We start from the raw sequence: 19,787 nt of genomic DNA, 5'->3' as shown, positions 1-19,787 counted from the left end.
GCCGGATGGCGCTAACGCTTATCCGGCATAACAAGATCACTGGCCTTTACGCACCAGATAGCGGTACGGCAGGGAGTCGGTCTCTTTTGCCACCAGCTCATGCTCCATAAACGTACAGAAGCCGGGAATGTCGCGGGTGGTCGCCGGATCGTCCGCCACAATCAGCAGCGTTTCGCCGGTCTGCATGTTACGTACGGTTTTACGCACCATCATCACCGGTTCCGGGCAGCGGAGCCCCTGGGCATCAAGAGTATGGTCGGGAGAGGAAAACAGATCGCTCATCGTGGTCTCATTCACTAAAAAAACGGCTGTAGTTTACGCTCAGTTCGGAAGTAAGCCAATCAGGTTAACGATTGCGTGAAAAATAGCCATTGCAATGCCACCGCAAAGCAGTATTATGCGGCGGCCTGAAAAAAGGAAGACGCGTTATAGGCGCCATCAGTTTGTTTAAGGTCAGCGCACAGCGCCCGGAGCGTACACGTCGTACGTGAGGAGCGCGAGCACTGCCCGAGAGCAAAATGGCAAGTAAAATAGCATCTGGCACGAATTGGGTTCCCTCACCCCAATCATCAATTAAAAAGGTACAATATGGCTCCGTTCACACAATCGCAGCGCGTAAAAGCGTTGTTCTGGCTATCGCTATTCCATCTGCTGGTGATCACCTCCAGTAACTATCTGGTCCAGCTCCCGGTCTCCATTTTTGGTTTCCATACCACATGGGGTGCGTTTAGCTTTCCGTTTATTTTCCTCGCTACCGATCTGACCGTGCGCATTTTTGGCGCGCCATTGGCCCGTCGAATTATCTTTGCGGTGATGATGCCAGCGTTGCTGATCTCTTATGTGATTTCGTCGCTGTTCTATATGGGATCCTGGCAGGGATTCGGGGCACTGATGCACTTCAATCTGTTTGTCGCCCGTATCGCAGTCGCCAGCTTTATGGCCTACGCACTGGGACAAATTCTCGATGTGCATGTCTTTAACGGCCTGCGACAGAACCGCCGCTGGTGGATGGCCCCGACCGCCTCAACGCTGTTTGGCAACGTCAGCGATACCCTTGCCTTTTTCTTCATTGCCTTCTGGCGCAGTCCGGATGCCTTCATGGCCGAGCACTGGATGGAAATCGCCATCGTCGATTACTGTTTCAAAGTGCTGATCAGCATCCTGTTCTTCCTGCCGATGTATGGCGTATTGCTGAATATGTTGCTGAAAAAACTGGCAGATAAATCTGAAATCCCGGCGATGCAGACAAGTTGAGCTAAAGGTTCCTTTTCCGGGTTGTGATAAGATGAACGGATGCGCCGTTATGGCCGTTTATCGAAAGGAAGAAGTCAATGCGTAATCTGGTTAAATATGTCGGTATTGGCCTGCTGGTTATGGGGCTGGCGGCCTGTGATAATAGTGATACAAAAGCGCCGGCAGAAGGCACGGCGGCAGAAAGCAACGCAACCGGTCAGCCGGTTTCTCTGCTGGATGGCAAACTGAGTTTCTCACTGCCGGCAGATATGACGGACCAGAGTGGCAAGCTGGGTACGCAGGCCAACAATATGCACGTCTACTCTGACGCGACCGGCCAGAAAGCGGTGATTGTCATCGTCGGTGATAACACCAACGAAGAGCTGTCCGTGCTGGCAAAACGCCTTGAAGATCAGCAGCGCAGCCGTGACCCGCAGTTGCAGGTGGTGACCAACAAATCCATCGAGCTGAAAGGTCACACGCTGCAACAGTTAGACAGCATCATCTCGGCGAAAGGCCAGACCGCTTACTCTTCTGTGGTGCTGGGAAAAGTCGATAACCAACTGCTGACTCTGCAAATTACGCTGCCAGCGGACGACCAGCAGAAAGCGCAGACGGCCGCTGAAAACATCATCAATACGCTGGTTATTCAGTAACCATCAGGACGACGAGACGGCCTCTGGCGATTCCTGCAGAGGCCGTTTTTTTAACCGCCAGGTTAGCAGCAACGCAACCGCCACCAGCCCTGCCGCCGCCAGGTAAATGACCGGCACGCCAGCCCAGGTCATCACCAGCCCAGCCAACGGTCCCGTCACCCCCAGCGACAGATCCATAAACACCGTATACGTCGCCAGCGCCGAGCCCTGATTCTGCTGCGGCACCGCTTTGACCGCCACCACGCCAAGCGCCGGGAAGACCAGCGAAAAACCCATTCCTGTCAGCAGCACACCGATTTTTGCCATCCACGGCATCATCGCCACTCCCACAAGCAGCAGTCCGACTATCTCGACGCTAAAGCAGATCATCGCCACATTCAGACCGCCCAGGCGATTGATGCCGTTGGGAAACAGCAAACGCGTTCCGACAAACGCACAGCTAAACAGGGTGAGCGCGAATGCCGCGCCATCCCAGCCTTTGGCGTCATAGAACAGCGTGATAAAGGTGGCTATCACCCCGAAACCCGCCGAGGCCAGCGCCAGGGCCATTCCGTATAGCCAGACGCGTCCAAGCACCGCGCGAAACGGCAAAGGCTTCCCTTTGCTCGCTTTCACCGCAGGGCGCGGAATCGCTAACAAAATGGCCAGCAGCGCGATACCCATGATAATCAGCGCTAATCCCTGTAGTCCGCCCCAACGGTAAAACAGCACGCCGAGCGGCGCGCCGACCGCCATCGCCCCGTAAGTCACAATACCGTTCCAGGAAATCACCCGCCCGATGTGCAACGAGCCCACCACGCCAACACCCCATAGCGTCGAGCCGGTCCCGGCGAAACTCTGTCCAATCCCCAGAATCACGCGGCCCAGACACAGCAGCAGCAAACTGACAACCGGCCAGCTACTGGCGCTTCCTGCCAGAAAATAGCCCGCCCCGCTGAGAAAACAGCCGCACAGGCCAAAAACCACAATCTTTTTTGGCCCGAGCAGATCAGCATAGCGTCCGGCATGAGGGCGACTGAGCAAAGTCGCGAAGTATTGCAGGCTGATGACCAGCCCCGCCCAGAAGGCGCTAAACCCCATAACATCATGCACATAGCCAGGCAAAACCGCGAGCGGCAGGCCGATGGTCAGGTAGCTGGCACAGTTGAACATCACAACAGAAACAATGCGCAGATTGAGGCGCAATCCAGTAAGCGCCGGTTCAGCGACGGGTTCGGGCATGGGGATCACCACGTTTTTACAACAATGTTTCATTTCTACCACGCCACGCCGGGAAAATCAGCAGCCAGATTAGGAATATCGGCAGCCAGCGAGCCGCTACACTTAATGAAAATCAAAAAAGGATGTAAACATGACAACCCCTCAACCCGACAAAGCCGGTCTACATATTCTGCTCAAACTGGCCTCGCTGGTCGTCATTCTCGCCGGGATCCACGCCGCCGCAGATATCATTGTGCAACTATTACTGGCGCTCTTTTTCGCCATTGTCCTCAATCCACTGGTCACCTGGTTTATCCGGCGGGGAGTGAAACGCCCGGTGGCGATCACCATTGTGATGGTCGTGATGCTGTTCGTGCTCACCGCGCTGATTGGCGTGCTGGCGGCCTCGGTGAATGAATTTATTGCCATGCTGCCGAAATACAACAAGGAGCTGACACGTAAGCTTTTGTATCTGCAAGATATGATGCCATTTCTGAATCTGCATATGTCGCCAGAGCGCATGTTGCAACGCATGGATTCGGAGAAAATTGTCACCTTCACCACCACGCTGATGACCGGCCTCTCGGGGGCGATGGCCAGCGTTGTGTTGTTGGTGATGACGGTTGTCTTTATGTTGTTTGAGGTCCGCCATGTGCCCTACAAAATGCGTTTTGCACTGCACAATCCGCAAATCCACATCGCCGGACTGCACAGGGCGCTGAAGGGGGTCTCTCACTATCTGGCGTTAAAAACGCTGCTCAGCCTGTGGACCGGGGTCATTGTCTGGTTGGGGCTGGAACTGATGAACATTCAGTTTGCCCTGATGTGGGGAGTGCTGGCGTTCCTGCTGAACTATGTACCCAATATTGGCTCGGTGATTTCCGCCGTTCCACCGATGGTTCAGGCGCTGCTTTTCAACGGCGTTTATGAGTGTGTGCTGGTGGGGGCGCTGTTCCTGGTGGTCCATATGGTATTGGGCAACATGGTTGAACCGCGCATGATGGGGCATCGCCTGGGCATGTCGACGCTGGTGGTGTTCCTTTCTTTACTGATCTGGGGCTGGTTGCTCGGCCCGGTGGGGATGTTGCTCTCCGTTCCCCTGACCAGCGTCTGTAAAATCTGGATGGAGACCACAACGGGCGGCAGCAAACTGGCAATATTACTGGGCCCTGGGCGACCGAAAAATCGATTACCGGGATAAACCCGCCCTACCAACCAGGGTAGTTTTATTCCCTTACCGGTGAAAGTATTATAAGGCGCGCTTTTGTTACCTGGATGTTTCAATAAGCGCGGTTTCCTTCGCGAAATGAGTTCCAGGTTTTTCCGCAGTGCATTTAATTCAAATTAAATGGTATCGACAATTTAATTTAAGTGAAAATTAACTAATACCATGATAATCCGGAAGATAAACGTCTTCAGCCTGCATGAATTAATTTCAGAATTTTCACGGTGTCCCGTCAAAGTTAACATTAAAAATAGTCGGTATCATTGTAACTAAAACGCAATTCAGAAATGCATTCAACGTTAATATAAATAGTAATTTTGATAGGGAGTTTTCATGAAACAATACATTAAGTGGTTTGCGGCGATTGCCGTTGTCGGTGCGCTGGCAGGTTGTGCGCGTACTGCCCCCATCGATCAGGTGCACTCTTCGGTGACCGCAGGCCATACTCAGGATCAGGTGAAAAACGCGATCCTGAAAGCAGGCGTTCAGCGTAAATGGATCATGACGGAAGCGGGTCCGGGCGTGATCAAAGCGCGTCAGCAGTCTCGCGACCACGTTGCAGAAGTGCGTATTACCTACACCGCCTCCAGCTACGATATCAAATACGACAGCAGCTTCAACCTGCAGGCTTCTGGCGGTAAAATTCATAAAAACTACAACCGTTGGGTCCGTAACCTGGATAAAGATATTCAGTTGAACCTGTCTGCGGGTGCGGGTCTGTAATATCTCCTAAAGTCGGGTCGTTTGCGGCCCGATAACCTCTTTTTGTCTTTTAACAGGTTGTACTCGCTATGTACGAACAGGACTCCCTCAGCGCACTGGATGCGATCACGGAAGCGCAGCGTATCGCCTTCGCCCCCATGCTGTTTCAAACCGCACTTTGCCTGCGAAATGCTGATGTGCTGGCGTATCTTGACCGCCAGGGAAAACAGGGTGCAACACTGGAAGAGATCACCGAAAACAGTCACGTTAACGAATATGCAGTCGGTGTCTTGCTGGATATGGGATTAAGCGGACGCATCATCACCCATAAAGCGGGACGCTATTATCTGGCGAAAATCGGACATTTCCTTTTGCATGACACGATGACTCGCGTGAATATGGATTTCACCCACGACGTCTGTTATCAGGGATTGTTCTTTTTAGAGAATGCTCTGAAAGAAGGAAAACCGTCCGGGTTAAAAGTGTTTGGCGACTGGCCAACTATTTATCCGGCATTGTCGCAATTACCGCCGTCCGCGCGTGAAAGTTGGTTCGCCTTCGATCATTACTATTCTGATGGGGCGTTTGACGCCGCATTACCGCATGTATTCGCCAGTTGTCCTGCAACCCTGTACGATGTAGGCGGAAATACGGGAAAATGGGCAATACGCTGTAGTCAATTCGACGAAAATATCGCGATAACGTTATTAGATTTGCCACAACAAATTGCACTTGCCCGCGAAAATATCGAAAATGCAGGATTATCCGATCGCATCGGTTTTCATGCGGTGGATATGCTTGGCGATGCGCCTTTACCCACTGAGGCCGATATCTGGTGGATGAGTCAATTTCTTGACTGTTTTTCACCGGAGCAAATTGTCGCCATGCTCAGCAAGGTTGCCCGTGTGATGAAACCCGGCGCAAGACTGTGCATTATGGAGCTGTTCTGGGATGCGCAGCGTTTTGAAGCCGCCTCATTCAGTTTGAATGCGTCTTCGCTTTATTTTACCTGCATGGCGAACGGCAACAGCCGTTTCTACAGCGCAGAGAAATTTTATGGCTATCTGGACAAGGCAGGGTTCCAGGTGGACGAACGCCACGACAACTTAGGCGTTGGACATACCTTATTGATATGTCAAAAGAAAAAATAACAAAGTAGCATCTGAACGCTACTGGAATCACCGGTTTACCGCGGACGCGCGTTGATGAAATTCTCACTAAACATTACCGACTGGCGGGCGATGGCGCCAGGTCTGAGCGAATTGATACAGTGGCTGCAATGGTCACGGCATCCGCACGCCATCGATCCGTCGGCGGCACAAGGCAAACTGCGTGAACTGCCGATGATGACCGCCCGTCGTCTAAGCTCCGGCAGTAAACTGGCCGTCGAGTGCGGACTGGCGATGTTGCGTCGCCACGATATTGATGCGGTGCTATACACCAGTCGCCACGGAGAGCTCGAACGTAACTACCGGATTCTGCACGCGCTGGCGACAGAACAGGCGCTCTCGCCGACCGATTTTGCCCTGTCGGTACACAATTCAGCGGTGGGCAACCTGACTATCGCGGCTAAATACCCTATCGTCTCGTCTTCACTTTCCGCCGGGCGCGATACCTTCCAGCAGGGGCTATGTGAAGTCATCTGCCTGCTACAGGCGGGTTATCAGCGCGTGCTGATGGTCGATTTCGACGGTTTTCTTCCCGAGTTTTACCACCCGTGCCTTCCGGAAAATATGCCAACCTGGCCGTACGCTACCGCGCTGGTCTGCGAAGCAGGTAACGACTGGGTGTGTCAGAGCGAACCGGCTCAGGCTGGCGCTGAAACGCCACTCCCGCAAAGCCTGTTGTTTTTACAGCACTATTTGCAGAATTCCCGCTCGTTTAGCCTTCCGGGTGAGCGAGTGAACTGGCACTGGAGTCGGTCATGAAAGGGGTTATCTCCACGCTGAACCGACTCTGGCGAATCGCCATGACCGGCTTCTGCTTCGCCCTCTTCGGACTCGGCGGGCTGCTGCTTTCGGTCGTCTGGTTTAACGTTTTATTAGTGTTCGTATGGGACAATGCCCGGCGTCGCCGCATTGCCCGACGCAGCATTGCCGCCAGCTTCCGTCTCTTTTTAACGGTAACCCGAGTGCTGGGCGTGCTGGATTATCAGATGAACGGGGTGGATATTTTGCGTCAGGAACGCGGATGTCTGGTGGTCGCCAATCACCCCACCCTGATCGATTATGTCCTGCTGGCGTCGGTAATGCCCGAAACAGACTGTCTGGTGAAGAGCGCGCTGCTGAAGAACCCGTTCCTCAGCGGCGTAGTGCGTGCTGCGGATTATCTGGTGAACAGCCAAGCCGACGCCCTGTTACCGGCCAGTCAGCAACGCCTGGCGCAGGGCGATACGATTTTAATTTTCCCCGAAGGCACCCGCACTCGCCCCGGCGAGACCATGACGCTGCAACGCGGCGCGGCGAATATCGCCGTGCGCTGCGGCAGCGATATTCGCGTGGTGACCATCCATTGCAGCCAGCGCATGCTGGATAAAGAAAGCAAATGGTATCAGGTGCCGCCCGTAAAACCGCTGTTTACCGTCGAGGTACGCGAGCGGGTAAAGATCGACCACTTTTACGACGCAAATTTACAAGAACCGGCGCTGGCGGCAAGACAGCTAAACCGGCATCTTTTGCTTCAATTACAACCAGGTACGTTACCTCTCTCAGGAATTAATGATGCAAGCGCTTTATCTTGAAATTAAAAATCTCATCATAACAACATTGAATCTGGACGAACTGTCAACAGACGACATTGACACCGAGGCGGCGCTGTTTGGCGACGGCCTGGGGCTGGACTCGATTGATGCCCTGGAACTGGGACTGGCGGTAAAAAATCAGTACGGCGTGGTGCTGTCTGCGGAAAGTGAAGAGATGCGCCAGCACTTCTTCTCCGTCGCCACGCTGGCATCGTTCATTAATGCGCAACGTGCCTGAGGAGAGTCCGTTATGACCGATCAACACGCCATTTATAACGAAGTCTCTGCGCTGCTGGTTAAGCTGTTTGAGATAGACCCGCAGGAGATCAAACCTGAAGCGCGTCTGTACGACGATCTTGAGCTGGACAGCATCGACGCCGTCGACATGATAGTCCATCTGCAAAAGAAAACCGGTAAGAAGATCAAACCGGAAGAGTTCAAAGCCGTACGCACCGTGCAGGATGTCGTTGACGCGGTAGAACGCCTGCTTAAAGAAGCCTGATTCGCCGTGTCGGGCGTTCGCGCGTTGCCTGTGCTGACAGGCGTTCTGCTGCTTGCCTGGCCTTTCCTGATTTGGTTTGGCCTGGCGCACCACAGCCTGCAGTGGTTACTGCCGCTGATGGCACTATTGCTGTTCTTACGCTTTCGCCAGACCCGGCGACAGGCGGGTCCGCTGCGCGTCGTCACCCAGGTGGTGGCCGCAGTGGGTATCACCCTGTGCGTCGCCAGCTACCTGCTTAAAACCCATCAGCTTCTGCTGTTTTATCCGGTTGTGGTGAATGCCGTCATGCTTGCCGTTTTTGGCGGTTCGCTCTGGTCATCGATGCCCATCGTTGAACGACTGGCGCGACTGCGCGATCCCCAACTCCCGGCTGTGGCGGTGCGTTACACCCGCCGGGTGACGCAGATCTGGTGCGCCTTTTTTATCTTCAACGGCGGCGTGGCGTTGTTTACCGCCCTCCACGGCGATATGGCAATGTGGACCGCATGGAATGGCATGATTGCCTACCTGCTGATGGGGTTACTGATGGGCAGCGAATGGCTGGTACGCCATTGGATGATGAATCGAGACTTGCAATGAAACAGACCCTGACGCTTGCCGAATGGCTCACCTCCCCCCGTCCAGCGAACACGCCTGTCGCCTGGCAGGATGAACGCCACTGGACGCTCGGTCACTTGCGCCACGATGTCGCGGAGTTGATGACACGCCTGCAACAGCAAAAAGGCGATCGCTGGGCGCTCTGTTTTGAAAACAGCTATCTGTTTATTGTCGCGCTGCTGGCGACCCTGCATGCGGGGAAAACACCCGTGATCCCGGGGCATAACCGCGTCTCTTTGCTCGACGAACAGCGGGCGTTGTTTGATGGCGTACTGAGCGATAAAACGCTCGGCTGGCAGGGGCCGCTGTGGGTGGTTAGCTCAGCAATGACGCTCAGCGATGAAGCGTGCCTCTTCCCGCCCCTGCGCCACGATGCATATGTCGAGCTGTTTACCTCCGGCTCGACGGGGCAACCGAAGCGCATCGTCAAACCCATTGCCCGTCTGGACCATGAAGCCGAACTGCTGGCGGCGCGCTTTGCCGACCGCCTGGCGGGGTGCAGAGTGGTAGCCTCCGTCGTGCCGCAGCATCTGTACGGTCTGACGTTTCGTATTTTCCTGCCAATGGCGCTCGGTCTGCCGCTGCATGCATCCATGCTCTACTACGCGGAGCAACTGGCTGCGTTGGGTCACGAACATCGCTATGTGTTTATCAGCAGCCCGGCGTTTTTAAAACGTCTCGACCACCAGCTTCCCGCACCGCCGGTGGCAATGATTTTGTCGGCTGGCGGCATGTTACCGTGGCAGGACGTCACGCAAACCGCCGCCTGGCTGAACGTCTGGCCGGATGAAATCTACGGCAGCACCGAAACCGGTATTCTGGCCTGGCGCTATCGCCAGCAGGAGAATGTCACCTGGCTGCCCTTCCCAGGCGTGTCATTTACCGCAGAAGATGCCGCATTTCGCGTCTTTTCTCCGCTGATTGCCGACGCTAACGGTCTGCTGCTTGACGATATCCTGCAGTTTGAGCCAAACGGTCAGTTCCGCCTGATGGGACGCCGTGGACGGGTCGTCAAAATTGAAGAGAAGCGTATTTCGCTCAGCGAAGTCGAACAACGCCTGCTGGAGCTAAAGGGCATCCGCGAGGTCGCCGCCCTGCCGATCACCCGTGGCGGTCGCCAGGGCGTGGGCGTACTGCTGGTACTGGATGACGAGGCGCGCCAGCGCTGGCAGAACAGCGGTGGAAAAACCCAGGAGCTGACGTGGCGGCGAGCACTGCTACCGTGGCTCGAGCCGGTCGCCGTACCGCGTTACTGGCGGGTTATCGACGAAATCCCGGTCAACAGTATGAATAAGCGTGTCTATGCGCAATTACAGGAGTTGTTTCATGATACCCCATGAAATTGAGCGCCATCAGGCACAGCCCCAACAGGTCGAGATCGTCTTGCATCTCGATCCTTCTCTTTTTTGGTTTAGCGGCCATTTTGCCGTGCAGCCGCTGCTGCCGGGCGTCGCACAGATTGACTGGGTGATGCACTATGCCACCACTCTGCTCGCTCCCGGCTGGCGTTTTCACAGCATTCAGAACGTGAAGTTCCAGGCACCACTGCTGCCGGAAAACACCGTCACGCTAACGCTGAGCTGGCAGGAAGCGCGTCAGATCCTGACGTTCAGCTATCAACGCCACGATGGCGACGCGCGCCATACCGCCAGCAGCGGGAAGATCCGGCTATGTCGTTAACCTTTTCCCCCTGCGTGCTGATCCCCTGCTATAACCACGGCGCCATGATGCCGCGTGTCCTGACACGCCTGCAGCCGTTTAATCTGCCGTGTATTGTGGTGGACGACGGCAGCGATGCCGCCACGCAGCAGGAACTGGACAGACTCGCCGAGGACACCTCCGGTCTGACCTTAATCCGTCTGGCGGAAAATGCCGGAAAAGGCGCGGCGGTGATCCGCGGATTAGAGGCGGCAGCAGAGGCCGGATTTACCCATGCCGTCCAGGTCGATGCCGACGGTCAACATGCCATTGAAGACATTCCAAAACTGCTGGAACTGGCGCAGGCCCATCCCGCCGCGCTGATCTCCGGACAGCCGATTTACGATGATTCCATTCCCCGTTCGCGTCTGTACGGGCGCTGGATAACCCATGTCTGGGTATGGATTGAAACCCTTTCCCTGCAACTGAAAGACAGTATGTGCGGCTTTCGCGTCTACCCTGTCGCCCCCACGCGCCAGCTGGCGCAGCGGGTAACGCTCGGTAAGCGAATGGATTTTGACACCGAAGTGATGGTGCGTCTCTGGTGGCAGGGCACCCCCAGCTATTTTGTCCCGACTCGCGTGACCTATCCGCCGGACGGGCTGTCGCACTTCGATGCTTTCAAAGATAACTGTCGCATTTCGCTGATGCATACGCGCCTGTTCTTCGGCATGTTGCCGCGCATCCCGTCACTGCTGCTGCGTCGAACGTCGCCGCACTGGGCGCGCCAGCAGGAGGTGAAAGGGCTGTGGGGAATGCGCCTGATGTTGCTGGTCTGGCGGCTGCTGGGACGCAAGGCGTTCACCTTGCTGCTGTATCCGGTGGTTGGTGTTTACTGGCTGACGGCGTCCTCCGCTCGCCGGGCCTCACAGAACTGGATCGCCCGCGTGCGTGAGCAATTGGCCGCGCGGCAGAGACCGGTGCCGGCTAACCTCACCAGCTACCAACACTTCCTGCGTTTTGGTAACGCGATGCTCGATAAAATCGCCAGTTGGCGCGGTGAACTGCATTTTGGTCGCGACGTAGTGTTTGCGCCAGGGGCTGAAGCAGCGCTGAATGTGAGCGATCCTCGCGGCAAGCTGCTGCTGGCCTCGCACCTGGGCGATGTTGAAGCCTGTCGCGCGCTGGCGCAGTTGCAGGGCAGCAAAACCATCAACGCGCTGGTGTTCAGCGATAATGCCCGGCGTTTTAAGCAGATTATGGAAGAGATGGCCCCGCAGGCCGGACTCAACCTGATGCCAGTGACCGACATCGGCCCGGACACCGCCATTGCGCTCAAAGAGAAGCTGGAGCGCGGGGAATGGATTGCTATTGTCGGCGATCGCATTGCGGTAAATCCCCAACGTGGCGGCGAATGGCGCGTCTGCTGGAGTCGTTTCATGGGGCAAGCCGCCCCGTTCCCGCAGGGGCCATTTATCCTCGCCTCGATTTTGCGCTGCCCGGTGGATCTCCTCTTTGCCCTGCGTCAGCAGGAGAAGCTGTGCATTCACTGCGAGCCGTTCGCCGATCCGCTGCTCTTGCCGCGCGCCGAACGCCAGCAGGCGCTACAGCAGGCCATCGACCGCTATGCCGAACGTCTTGAACATTACGCGTTACAGTCGCCGCTCGACTGGTTTAACTTTTTCGATTTCTGGCAATTGCCGGAACCCAAAAACAAGGAGTAAAGGGTGCTGAACGATCCCCGCTTTACGGCTGAAGTCGAGCTGACCATTCCGTTTCATGACGTCGACATGATGGGCGTGGCGTGGCACGGCAACTACTTCCGCTACTTCGAAATTGCCCGCGAAGCGCTGCTTAACCAGTTCGACTATGGCTATCGCCAGATGAAAGCCTCCGGCTACCTGTGGCCCGTGGTGGATACCCGCGTGAAATACCGCCATCCGCTGACCTTTGAGCAGCGCATTCGCGTGCGGGCGCGTCTGGAAGAGTTCGAAAACCGCCTGCGCATTGGCTATGAAATCTTCGATGCTGAAAGCGGGAAACGCGCGACGACGGGCTACACCATTCAGGTCGCGGTGGAAGAGAAAAGCCGCGAAATGTGCTTCGTCTGCCCGGACATTCTGTTTGAACGAATGGGGGTGACGCCATGAGGTTTCTGCCGCTGCTGGCACTGCTCGTCAGCCCGTTCGTCAGCGCCCTGACACTGGATGAACTGCAACAGCGCTTTACCGAACAGCCGGTGATCCGCGCGCATTTCGATCAAACCCGGACGATAAAAGATCTGCCGCAGCCGCTGCGATCCGCAGGAACGATGTTGATCGCCCGCGACCAGGGGCTTTTGTGGGATCAAACCCGTCCGTTCCCGATGCAATTGCTGCTGGACGATACGCGAATGGTGCAGGCCATCAACGGTCAGCCGCCGCAGACTATCACCGCCGATAACAACCCGCAGATGTTCCAGTTTAACCACCTACTGCGCGGGCTGTTTCAGGCCGACCGCAAAGTGCTGGAGCAAAACTTCCGCGTGGAGTTTGCAGATCGCGGAGAGGGCCGCTGGACGCTACGCCTGACGCCTGTCACCACGCCACTGGATAAGATCTTTGCCACCATCGACCTGGCCGGAAAAACCTATCTGGAACGTATTGAGCTAAACGACAAACAGGGCGACCGCACGGATATCGTGCTTTCCCAACACCAACTCTCGCCTGCACAACTGACTGATGACGAACGCCAACGCTTTGCCGCCCAGTAAACGCCCCGCGCTGTTATGGGGAATCGCCTGCATCATGATGCTGGGCGTGTTGCTGATGTTGCTGCCTCAGGCGCGGCTCAACAGCAGCGTGCTGGCGATGCTGCCAAAACAGGCGCTGGGAGCGATTCCGCCAGCCCTGAATGACGGCTTTATGCAGCGTCTTGACCGCCAGCTGGTCTGGCTGGTCAGTCCCGGTAAAAAGGCGGACCCGACAATCGCCCGTAACTGGCTGGCGATGCTGCAACAATCACAGGCGCTGGCTGAGGTAAAAGGCCCAATGGATGCCAACAGCCAACAGGCGTGGGGCGCGTTCTTTTGGCAGCACCGCAACGGTTTGATCGACCCGCAAACTCGCGCCCGTCTACAAAACGGCGGCGACGCGCAGGCGCAATGGATCCTGTCTCAGCTCTATTCCGCGTTTTCCGGCGTCAGCGGTAAAGAGCTGCAAAACGACCCGCTAATGCTGATGCGCGGCTCACAGCTGTCGATGGCCGAAAATGGTCAGCGTCTGCGGCTGATGGACGGCTGGCTGGTGGCGCAGGACCGCGAGGGAAATTACTGGTATCTGCTGCATGGCGAACTGGCCGGTTCGTCGTTCGATATGCAACAGACGCATCATCTGGTGACCACGCTCAGCGCGCTTGCAGAGGTGCTGAAAGCGCGCTATCCCCAGGCGCAGCTACTGTCGCGTGGCACGGTATTCTACAGCGATTACGCCAGCCAACAGGCAAAACAGGATGTCTCCACGCTTGGCGTGGCGACAGTGCTGGGCGTGCTGCTGCTGATTGTCGCGGTATTCCGCTCGCTGCGCCCGCTGCTGCTGTGTCTGCTGTCAATTGGCATTGGCGCGCTGGCGGGAACCGTCGTCACGCTGCTGTTCTTCGGTGAACTGCATCTGATGACGCTGGTGATGAGCATGAGCATCATCGGCATCTCCGCCGACTACACGTTGTATTACCTGACCGAACGGATGGTGCATGGCGCGGAAACCTCGCCCTGGCAAAGTCTGGCAAAAGTGCGAAATGCCCTGCTGCTGGCGCTGCTGACCACCGTCGCGGCCTACCTGATTATGATGCTCGCCCCCTTCCCCGGCATTCGCCAGATGGCGGTATTTGCGGCGGCAGGACTGAGCGCCTCGTGCCTGACGGTGATTTTCTGGCATCCGTGGCTGTGTCGCGGGCTACCGGTGCGTCCGGTTCCGGCGATGGTACTGATGCTGCGCTGGCTTGCCGCCTGGCGACGCAATAAAACGCTCTCCGTCGGTTTGCCGGTGGCACTCGCGCTTTTCTCACTGGCTGGTCTGGCGACCCTACGCGTGGATGATGATATCTCCCAGTTGCAGGCGCTGCCGCAGCACATTCTGGCGCAGGAAAAAACCATTACTACGCTGACCGGACAGAGTGTCGATCAGAAGTGGTTTGTGGTGTACGGCGACTCCGCCCAGCAGACGCTGGAACGGCTGGAAGCCTTTGTCCCCGCGCTGGCGCAGGCGAAAAAAGAGGGACTGCTCAACGGCTATCGCACGCTCCCGTTGAATTCACTGGCTCGTCAGCAGCAGGATCTCGCCTTGCTGAAAAACGCTGCACCCACGGTCATTCAGGCCCTGAACAACGCCGGGCTGACGACGGTCAATCCCGATCTAACCCCTATGCCGGTAACCGTTGACGCCTGGCTTGCCAGCCCGGCCAGCGAAGGTTGGCGACTGTTGTGGTTGAGCCTGCCTCACGGCGAAAGCGGTGTACTGGTGCCCGTGGAAGGCGTGACCCAGAGCGCTGCGCTCAACGCGCTTAGCGAGAAATATCCCGGTGTCGCGTGGGTCGATCGCAAAAGCACCTTTGACAACCTGTTTGCACTGTATCGCAACGTACTGACCGGTTTATTGTTTATCGCGCTGGCGGTAATTGCCTGCGGCGCGATCGCGCGGTTGGGCTGGCGCAGAGGATTGGTCAGCCTCGTGCCGTCGGTGCTCTCTTTGGGTTGCGGTCTGGCGGTGCTGGCATTGAGCGGGCATGCGGTCAATCTGTTCTCGCTGTTGGCGCTGGTACTGGTGCTGGGGATCGGCATTAACTACACGCTGTTTTTCAGTAATCCGCGTGGGACGCCGCTCACTTCCCTGCTGGCTATCACGCTGGCGATGATGACCACTCTGCTGACGCTCGGCATGCTGGTCTTTAGCGCCACCCAGGCGATCAGCAGTTTTGGCATTGTGCTGATCAGCGGCATTTTTACCGCGTTCCTGCTTTCCCCTCTGGCGATGCCGACGAAAAGAGAGAAAAAACGAAAATGATTAAACATCTTTTTGCCGGATGGCGGCTACGCCTTATCCGGCCTGGCGGGTCAACAGGTTGGCGTAGACCCAATAAGCGTAGCGCCATCGCGCAGTTAGCGCTGGGCCTCTTTGCGCTGTTACTCACCGGCTGCAGCCACTCGCCAAAAGATCAGCAAGGCCGCCCGCAGGCGTGGCTGGAGCCAGGTACGCGGGTGACGCTGCCTGGACCGGGCATCTCTCCGGCAGTGAACGCTCAACAGTTGCTCACCGGCAGCTTTAACGGCAAAACCCAGTCGCTGCTGGTGATGCTGAATGCCGATGATAAAAAAATCACGCTGGCGGGGCTGTCGTCGGTGGGTATTCGTCTGTTCCTCGTCACTTACGATGACAAAGGGTTGCACACCGAGCAGTCCATCGTGGTTCCACAATTGCCGCCCGCCAGTCAGGTGCTGGCTGACGTCATGCTCAGCCACTGGCCGATTAGCACCTGGCAGCCGCAGTTGCCGAAAGGCTGGACGTTGACGGACAGCGGCGACAGGCGTGAACTGCGTAATGCTCGCGGCACGCTGGTGACCGAAATCACCTACCTGAACCGCAAAGGCAAGCGCGAGCCGATCAGCATCGAACAGCATGTCTTTAAATACCACATCACCATTCAATATCTGGGTGACTGATATGATTTACATTTCTGCGGTGGGCATGATTAACGCCTTGGGCAACGATACCGATGAAATCGCCGCCAACCTGACGCATGGCGTTGCACCCGGCATGCGCCCGCGCACCGGCTGGTTACAGGGGCATCCGCACGCGGTACTTGCTGGCGTGGACGGCGAACTGCCCGCCATTCCAGACGACTTTAGCGCCCACCGTTCGCGCAACAATCAGCTGCTGCTGGCGGCGCTCAGGCAGATCCAGCCGCAGGTGGATGAGGCCATTGCGCGCTACGGTCGCGATCGGGTTGCGGTGGTGCTCGGCACCAGCACGTCCGGTCTGGATGAAGGCGACACACACGTTAACCTGACGCTGAACGGCGAAGAGAGCCATCACTGGCAGTACGCGCAACAAGAACTGGGCGACCCGTCGCGCTTTCTCAGCCACTGGCTGAAGCTGGACGGCCCGGCATTCACCCTCTCCACCGCCTGTTCCTCCAGCGCTCGCGCTATCATCAGCGGACGCCGCTTAATTGAATCCGATCTCGTGGACGTCGCCATCGTCGGCGGCGCAGATACCCTGAGCCGGATGCCGATCAACGGCTTCCACAGTCTCGAATCGCTCTCGCCGACGCGCTGTCTGCCGTTTGCCCGCGACCGAAGCGGTATTACTATTGGCGAAGGCGCGGCGCTGATGCTGTTGACCCGCGAGCCACAGCCCATCGCGCTGCTTGGCGTAGGGGAATCCAGCGACGCGCACCATATTTCGGCACCGCACCCGGAGGGCGTTGGGGCAATTCGCGCCATCCAGCAGGCGCTGGACAATGCCGGTCTCACCCCCGAACAGGTGGGTTACATCAATCTGCATGGCACCGCCACACCGCTGAACGACCAGATCGAATCCAGGGTGGTCAACGCGCTGTTTGGCGAGCGCGTCCCGTGCAGCTCGACCAAACACCTGACTGGCCACACGCTGGGCGCGGCAGGGATTACCGAAGCGGCGCTCAGCATGCTGATTTTGCAGCATGACCTGCCTCTGCCAGTACAGGACTTTAGCCTGTCGCCGCGCGATCCGGCGCTGCCGCCCTGCGGCATCATCGAGCAACCTCAGCCGCTTGAACGCCCGTTTATCTTGTCGAATTCGTTCGCCTTTGGCGGCAATAACACCAGTATTCTGCTCGGGAGAATGTCATGAGCCACTATTTATCACCCGGCGAATACCTGCCGCACGACGCGCCCATGCTGCTACTCGAAGAGGTGGTTCGCGTGGGCGAAGACACCGCTATTTGTTGCGTCACGGTGGCGAGCGGCGGCGTTCTCGCACCATTCCTTGATCCGCAAGGCAATTTACCCGGCTGGTTCGCACTGGAACTGATGGCGCAGACCGTCGGCGTCTGGTCCGGCTGGCACCGCCATCAGCAGGGTCAGGGAGCGATCTCACTCGGGATGGTGCTCGGCGCGCGCGAACTGATTTGCACAGCCGGCGTTCTGCCCGCAGGAAAAACCGTATCCATTACCGTTAAGTTGTTGATGCAGGACGACCGTTTCGGCAGCTTCGAATGCGCGATTACCGCCGACGAAGAGACACTGGCGACAGGCCGCGTTAATACCTTCCAGCCATCGGCAGAAGAACTTCATTCTCTATTTCAACAAGGAGCGTCCGCATGAGTCGTTCAGTTTTAGTTACCGGCGCCAGCAAAGGCATCGGTCGCGCAATCGCCCGCCAGTTGGCAGCGGACGGCTTTGTGGTCGGCGTCCACTACCATCGTGATGCACAGGGCGCGCAGGAGACGCTGGATGCCATTCTCGCCGTCGGTGGCGCAGGGCGTCTGCTCAGTTTCGACGTGGCGAACCGCGAGCAGTGCCGCGAAGTACTGGAACAGGATATCGAGGCGTATGGCGCATGGTACGGCGTAGTCAGCAATGCAGGCGTTGCCCGCGATGCCGCCTTCCCGGCACTCAGCGACAGCGACTGGGACACGGTGATCCACACTAACCTCGACAGTTTTTATAACGTCATTCAGCCGTGCATCATGCCAATGATCGGCGCGCGCCAGGGCGGTCGGATTATCACCCTGTCGTCGGTGTCCGGCGTAATGGGCAATCGTGGGCAGGTAAACTACAGCGCCGCCAAAGCCGGGATTATCGGCGCCACCAAAGCGCTGGCGATTGAACTTGCGAAACGCAAAATAACCGTCAACTGCATCGCGCCGGGGCTGATCGACACCGGAATGATCGAAATGGAAGAGGCCGCGCTGAAGGAAGCGATGGCGATGATCCCAATGAAACGCATGGGTCAGGCGGACGAAGTCGCCGGGCTTGCCAGCTATTTGATGTCGGATGTGGCGAGCTACGTCACCCGTCAGGTGATTTCCATCAATGGAGGGATGTTATGACACGTCGCGTGGTGATAACGGGCATGGGCGGCGTCACCGCCTTTGGGGAAAACTGGCAGGATGTTTCCGCCCGACTGCGGGCCTATGAAAACGCCGTGCGCAAAATGCCGGAGTGGCAGGTTTATGACGGGCTACATACCCTGCTGGGCGCGCCGATCGATGATTTCACGCTGCCGGAGCATTACACCCGTAAGCGCATCCGTGCGATGGGTCGCGTGTCGTTGATGTCTACCCGCGCCACCGAACTGGCGCTCGAACAGGCTGGACTGATTGGCGACGACGTGCTCACCAACGGGGAAACGGGTATTGCGTATGGCTCATCCACCGGCAGTACTGGCCCGGTGAGCGAATTTGCCACCATGCTGACCGAAAAGCACACCAATAACATTACCGGCACCACCTATGTGCAGATGATGCCGCACACCACCGCCGTCAATACCGGGCTGTTTTTCGGCCTGCGCGGACGCGTGATCCCCACCTCCAGCGCCTGCACGTCCGGCAGCCAGGCGATTGGCTATGCGTGGGAAGCGATTCGCCACGGTTATCAAACCGTGATGGTAGCAGGCGGCGCGGAAGAGTTGTGCCCGTCGGAAGCGGCGGTGTTTGATACGCTGTTCGCCACCAGTCAGCGCAACGATCAACCGAAAACCACGCCGTCGCCGTTCGATGAACAGCGCGATGGGCTGGTGATTGGCGAAGGCGCCGGGACGTTGATCCTTGAAGAACTGGAACACGCCAGAGCACGCGGCGCGACGATTTACGGTGAAATCATCGGGTTTGCCACCAACTGCGACGCCGCGCATATCACCCAGCCACAACGGGAAACCATGCAAATTTGCATGGAACAGTCGCTGAAAATGGCAGGATTAAACGCGCTGGATATCGGCTATATTTCCGCACACGGCACGGCGACGGATCGTGGCGATATTGCGGAAAGTCAGGCGACTGCCGCAATTTATGGCGATAATGTGCCAATCTCCTCGCTGAAAAGTTATTTTGGGCATACCCTTGGTGCCTGTGGCGCGCTGGAAGCCTGGATGAGTCTGCAAATGATGCGTGAAGGCTGGTTTGCGCCTACGCTAAACTTAAAACAGCCCGACGCCAACTGCGGCGCGCTGGATTACATCATGGGTGAAGCCCGCAAGATTGATTGTGAATTCTTACAGAGCAACAATTTTGCGTTTGGCGGCATCAATACGTCCATCATCATTAAACGTTGGTCCTGAC

23 protein-coding genes are annotated in these 19,787 nt (G+C 57.0%); 21 read left to right on the top strand and 2 right to left on the bottom strand.

The features are described from left to right. Positions 1–36: 36 nt before the first annotated feature. Positions 37–282: a sulfurtransferase TusA gene (gene tusA, locus KI228_RS01495; RefSeq protein ID WP_042323034.1), complete on the bottom strand. Its 246-nt coding sequence runs from the start codon at positions 280–282 to the stop codon at positions 37–39. 306 nt (positions 283–588) lie between these two features. On the opposite strand from tusA, the gene KI228_RS01490 reads away from it, so the two are divergent. Beyond that, positions 589–1,254, top strand: a complete 666-nt coding sequence (locus tag KI228_RS01490; protein ID WP_061069324.1) for a 7-cyano-7-deazaguanine/7-aminomethyl-7-deazaguanine transporter — start codon at positions 589–591, stop codon at positions 1,252–1,254. Between the two features lie 77 nt (positions 1,255–1,331). Continuing rightward, the gene (locus KI228_RS01485; protein WP_044327800.1) at positions 1,332–1,889 is read left to right on the top strand and encodes a DcrB family lipoprotein; all 558 of its coding nucleotides are present in this window, start codon (positions 1,332–1,334) and stop codon (positions 1,887–1,889) included. Between the two features lie 3 nt (positions 1,890–1,892). On the opposite strand, the gene KI228_RS01480 is transcribed toward KI228_RS01485, so the two are convergent. Further along, entirely contained in the window at positions 1,893–3,143 is a 1,251-nt protein-coding gene (locus KI228_RS01480) for an MFS transporter (RefSeq protein ID WP_071888335.1), read from the bottom strand. A gap of 97 nt (positions 3,144–3,240) precedes the next feature. Between KI228_RS01480 and KI228_RS01475 the strand changes: the two genes are divergently transcribed. From KI228_RS01475 to KI228_RS01385, 19 genes are all read left to right on the top strand, one after another. Beyond that, a complete protein-coding gene (locus KI228_RS01475) occupies positions 3,241–4,290 on the top strand; it encodes an AI-2E family transporter (RefSeq protein ID WP_104010278.1) in 1,050 nt (349 codons plus the stop codon). 369 nt (positions 4,291–4,659) lie between these two features. Further along, positions 4,660–5,037 (top strand): hypothetical protein, encoded by a 378-nt coding sequence (locus KI228_RS01470; RefSeq protein ID WP_125340073.1) that lies wholly within the window; start codon positions 4,660–4,662, stop codon positions 5,035–5,037. Between the two features lie 68 nt (positions 5,038–5,105). Further along, positions 5,106–6,167, top strand: a complete 1,062-nt coding sequence (locus KI228_RS01465) for a methyltransferase (RefSeq protein ID WP_044263895.1) — start codon at positions 5,106–5,108, stop codon at positions 6,165–6,167. A gap of 54 nt (positions 6,168–6,221) precedes the next feature. Further along, positions 6,222–6,944 (top strand): beta-ketoacyl synthase chain length factor, encoded by a 723-nt coding sequence (locus KI228_RS01460; protein ID WP_061069325.1) that lies wholly within the window; start codon positions 6,222–6,224, stop codon positions 6,942–6,944. After that, on the top strand, positions 6,923–7,756 hold the full coding sequence (locus KI228_RS01455) for a lysophospholipid acyltransferase family protein (protein ID WP_369700151.1): 834 nt from the start codon (positions 6,923–6,925) through the stop codon (positions 7,754–7,756). Before KI228_RS01460 ends, KI228_RS01455 begins: the two co-directional genes overlap by 22 nt. Continuing rightward, positions 7,737–7,994, top strand: coding sequence for a phosphopantetheine-binding protein (locus KI228_RS01450; protein WP_042998497.1), 258 nt, complete (start codon positions 7,737–7,739; stop codon positions 7,992–7,994). Before KI228_RS01455 ends, KI228_RS01450 begins: the two co-directional genes overlap by 20 nt. 12 nt (positions 7,995–8,006) lie before the next feature. Next, positions 8,007–8,258 carry an acyl carrier protein gene (locus tag KI228_RS01445; RefSeq protein ID WP_042998498.1) on the top strand — a complete coding sequence of 84 codons (252 nt, stop codon included), beginning with the start codon at positions 8,007–8,009 and terminating at the stop codon, positions 8,256–8,258. 6 nt (positions 8,259–8,264) lie between these two features. Further along, positions 8,265–8,837 (top strand): COG4648 family protein, encoded by a 573-nt coding sequence (locus KI228_RS01440; protein ID WP_044263899.1) that lies wholly within the window; start codon positions 8,265–8,267, stop codon positions 8,835–8,837. After that, complete coding sequence (locus tag KI228_RS01435; RefSeq protein ID WP_061069326.1) at positions 8,834–10,195, top strand: AMP-binding protein; 1,362 nt, start codon at positions 8,834–8,836, stop codon at positions 10,193–10,195. Before KI228_RS01440 ends, KI228_RS01435 begins: the two co-directional genes overlap by 4 nt. After that, positions 10,182–10,535 (top strand): ApeI family dehydratase, encoded by a 354-nt coding sequence (locus KI228_RS01430; protein WP_044263902.1) that lies wholly within the window; start codon positions 10,182–10,184, stop codon positions 10,533–10,535. The genes KI228_RS01435 and KI228_RS01430 overlap by 14 nt, the downstream gene beginning before the upstream one ends. Then, positions 10,526–12,217, top strand: coding sequence for a glycosyltransferase family 2 protein (locus KI228_RS01425; protein WP_061069327.1), 1,692 nt, complete (start codon positions 10,526–10,528; stop codon positions 12,215–12,217). The genes KI228_RS01430 and KI228_RS01425 overlap by 10 nt, the downstream gene beginning before the upstream one ends. 3 nt (positions 12,218–12,220) lie before the next feature. Beyond that, complete coding sequence (locus tag KI228_RS01420; protein ID WP_042998503.1) at positions 12,221–12,643, top strand: acyl-CoA thioesterase; 423 nt, start codon at positions 12,221–12,223, stop codon at positions 12,641–12,643. Then, positions 12,640–13,245 carry a LolA family protein gene (locus KI228_RS01415; protein ID WP_212807537.1) on the top strand — a complete coding sequence of 202 codons (606 nt, stop codon included), beginning with the start codon at positions 12,640–12,642 and terminating at the stop codon, positions 13,243–13,245. Before KI228_RS01420 ends, KI228_RS01415 begins: the two co-directional genes overlap by 4 nt. Continuing rightward, positions 13,214–15,532: an MMPL family transporter gene (locus tag KI228_RS01410; protein ID WP_061069328.1), complete on the top strand. Its 2,319-nt coding sequence runs from the start codon at positions 13,214–13,216 to the stop codon at positions 15,530–15,532. The genes KI228_RS01415 and KI228_RS01410 overlap by 32 nt, the downstream gene beginning before the upstream one ends. Beyond that, the gene (locus KI228_RS01405; RefSeq protein WP_371320511.1) at positions 15,532–16,188 is read left to right on the top strand and encodes a DUF3261 domain-containing protein; all 657 of its coding nucleotides are present in this window, start codon (positions 15,532–15,534) and stop codon (positions 16,186–16,188) included. The genes KI228_RS01410 and KI228_RS01405 overlap by 1 nt, the downstream gene beginning before the upstream one ends. Before the next feature lies 1 nt (position 16,189). Next, a complete protein-coding gene (locus tag KI228_RS01400; protein ID WP_061069329.1) occupies positions 16,190–17,359 on the top strand; it encodes a beta-ketoacyl-[acyl-carrier-protein] synthase family protein in 1,170 nt (389 codons plus the stop codon). Then, a complete protein-coding gene (locus KI228_RS01395) occupies positions 17,356–17,832 on the top strand; it encodes a hotdog family protein (RefSeq protein WP_044263913.1) in 477 nt (158 codons plus the stop codon). The genes KI228_RS01400 and KI228_RS01395 overlap by 4 nt, the downstream gene beginning before the upstream one ends. Next, the gene (locus KI228_RS01390) at positions 17,829–18,560 is read left to right on the top strand and encodes a 3-ketoacyl-ACP reductase FabG2 (protein ID WP_125339339.1); all 732 of its coding nucleotides are present in this window, start codon (positions 17,829–17,831) and stop codon (positions 18,558–18,560) included. The genes KI228_RS01395 and KI228_RS01390 overlap by 4 nt, the downstream gene beginning before the upstream one ends. Beyond that, on the top strand, positions 18,557–19,786 hold the full coding sequence (locus tag KI228_RS01385) for a beta-ketoacyl-ACP synthase (protein ID WP_061069331.1): 1,230 nt from the start codon (positions 18,557–18,559) through the stop codon (positions 19,784–19,786). The genes KI228_RS01390 and KI228_RS01385 overlap by 4 nt, the downstream gene beginning before the upstream one ends. The last annotated feature ends 1 nt before the right edge of the window (position 19,787 follow it).

Origin of the sequence: Citrobacter amalonaticus, from assembly GCF_018323885.1 — a bacterium.
Taxonomy (GTDB): Bacteria; Pseudomonadota; Gammaproteobacteria; order Enterobacterales; family Enterobacteriaceae; genus Citrobacter_A; species Citrobacter_A amalonaticus.
Note: the sequence above shows the minus strand (reverse complement) of the source record. Positions and strands in the feature narration are given on the sequence as shown.

Coding starts and splice junctions, on each gene's coding strand:
- KI228_RS01425 (WP_061069327.1), top strand. CDS start 10,526: ATGTCGTTAACCTTTTCCCCCTGCGTGCTGATCCCCTGCTATAACCAC.
- KI228_RS01460 (WP_061069325.1), top strand. CDS start 6,222: ATGAAATTCTCACTAAACATTACCGACTGGCGGGCGATGGCGCCAGGT.
- KI228_RS01435 (WP_061069326.1), top strand. CDS start 8,834: ATGAAACAGACCCTGACGCTTGCCGAATGGCTCACCTCCCCCCGTCCA.
- KI228_RS01485 (WP_044327800.1), top strand. CDS start 1,332: ATGCGTAATCTGGTTAAATATGTCGGTATTGGCCTGCTGGTTATGGGG.
- KI228_RS01475 (WP_104010278.1), top strand. CDS start 3,241: ATGACAACCCCTCAACCCGACAAAGCCGGTCTACATATTCTGCTCAAA.
- KI228_RS01445 (WP_042998498.1), top strand. CDS start 8,007: ATGACCGATCAACACGCCATTTATAACGAAGTCTCTGCGCTGCTGGTT.
- KI228_RS01450 (WP_042998497.1), top strand. CDS start 7,737: ATGCAAGCGCTTTATCTTGAAATTAAAAATCTCATCATAACAACATTG.
- KI228_RS01430 (WP_044263902.1), top strand. CDS start 10,182: ATGATACCCCATGAAATTGAGCGCCATCAGGCACAGCCCCAACAGGTC.
- KI228_RS01490 (WP_061069324.1), top strand. CDS start 589: ATGGCTCCGTTCACACAATCGCAGCGCGTAAAAGCGTTGTTCTGGCTA.
- KI228_RS01385 (WP_061069331.1), top strand. CDS start 18,557: ATGACACGTCGCGTGGTGATAACGGGCATGGGCGGCGTCACCGCCTTT.
- KI228_RS01395 (WP_044263913.1), top strand. CDS start 17,356: ATGAGCCACTATTTATCACCCGGCGAATACCTGCCGCACGACGCGCCC.
- KI228_RS01415 (WP_212807537.1), top strand. CDS start 12,640: ATGAGGTTTCTGCCGCTGCTGGCACTGCTCGTCAGCCCGTTCGTCAGC.
- tusA (WP_042323034.1), bottom strand. CDS start 282: ATGAGCGATCTGTTTTCCTCTCCCGACCATACTCTTGATGCCCAGGGG.
- KI228_RS01390 (WP_125339339.1), top strand. CDS start 17,829: ATGAGTCGTTCAGTTTTAGTTACCGGCGCCAGCAAAGGCATCGGTCGC.
- KI228_RS01410 (WP_061069328.1), top strand. CDS start 13,214: ATGACGAACGCCAACGCTTTGCCGCCCAGTAAACGCCCCGCGCTGTTA.
- KI228_RS01480 (WP_071888335.1), bottom strand. CDS start 3,143: ATGAAACATTGTTGTAAAAACGTGGTGATCCCCATGCCCGAACCCGTC.
- KI228_RS01400 (WP_061069329.1), top strand. CDS start 16,190: ATGATTTACATTTCTGCGGTGGGCATGATTAACGCCTTGGGCAACGAT.
- KI228_RS01465 (WP_044263895.1), top strand. CDS start 5,106: ATGTACGAACAGGACTCCCTCAGCGCACTGGATGCGATCACGGAAGCG.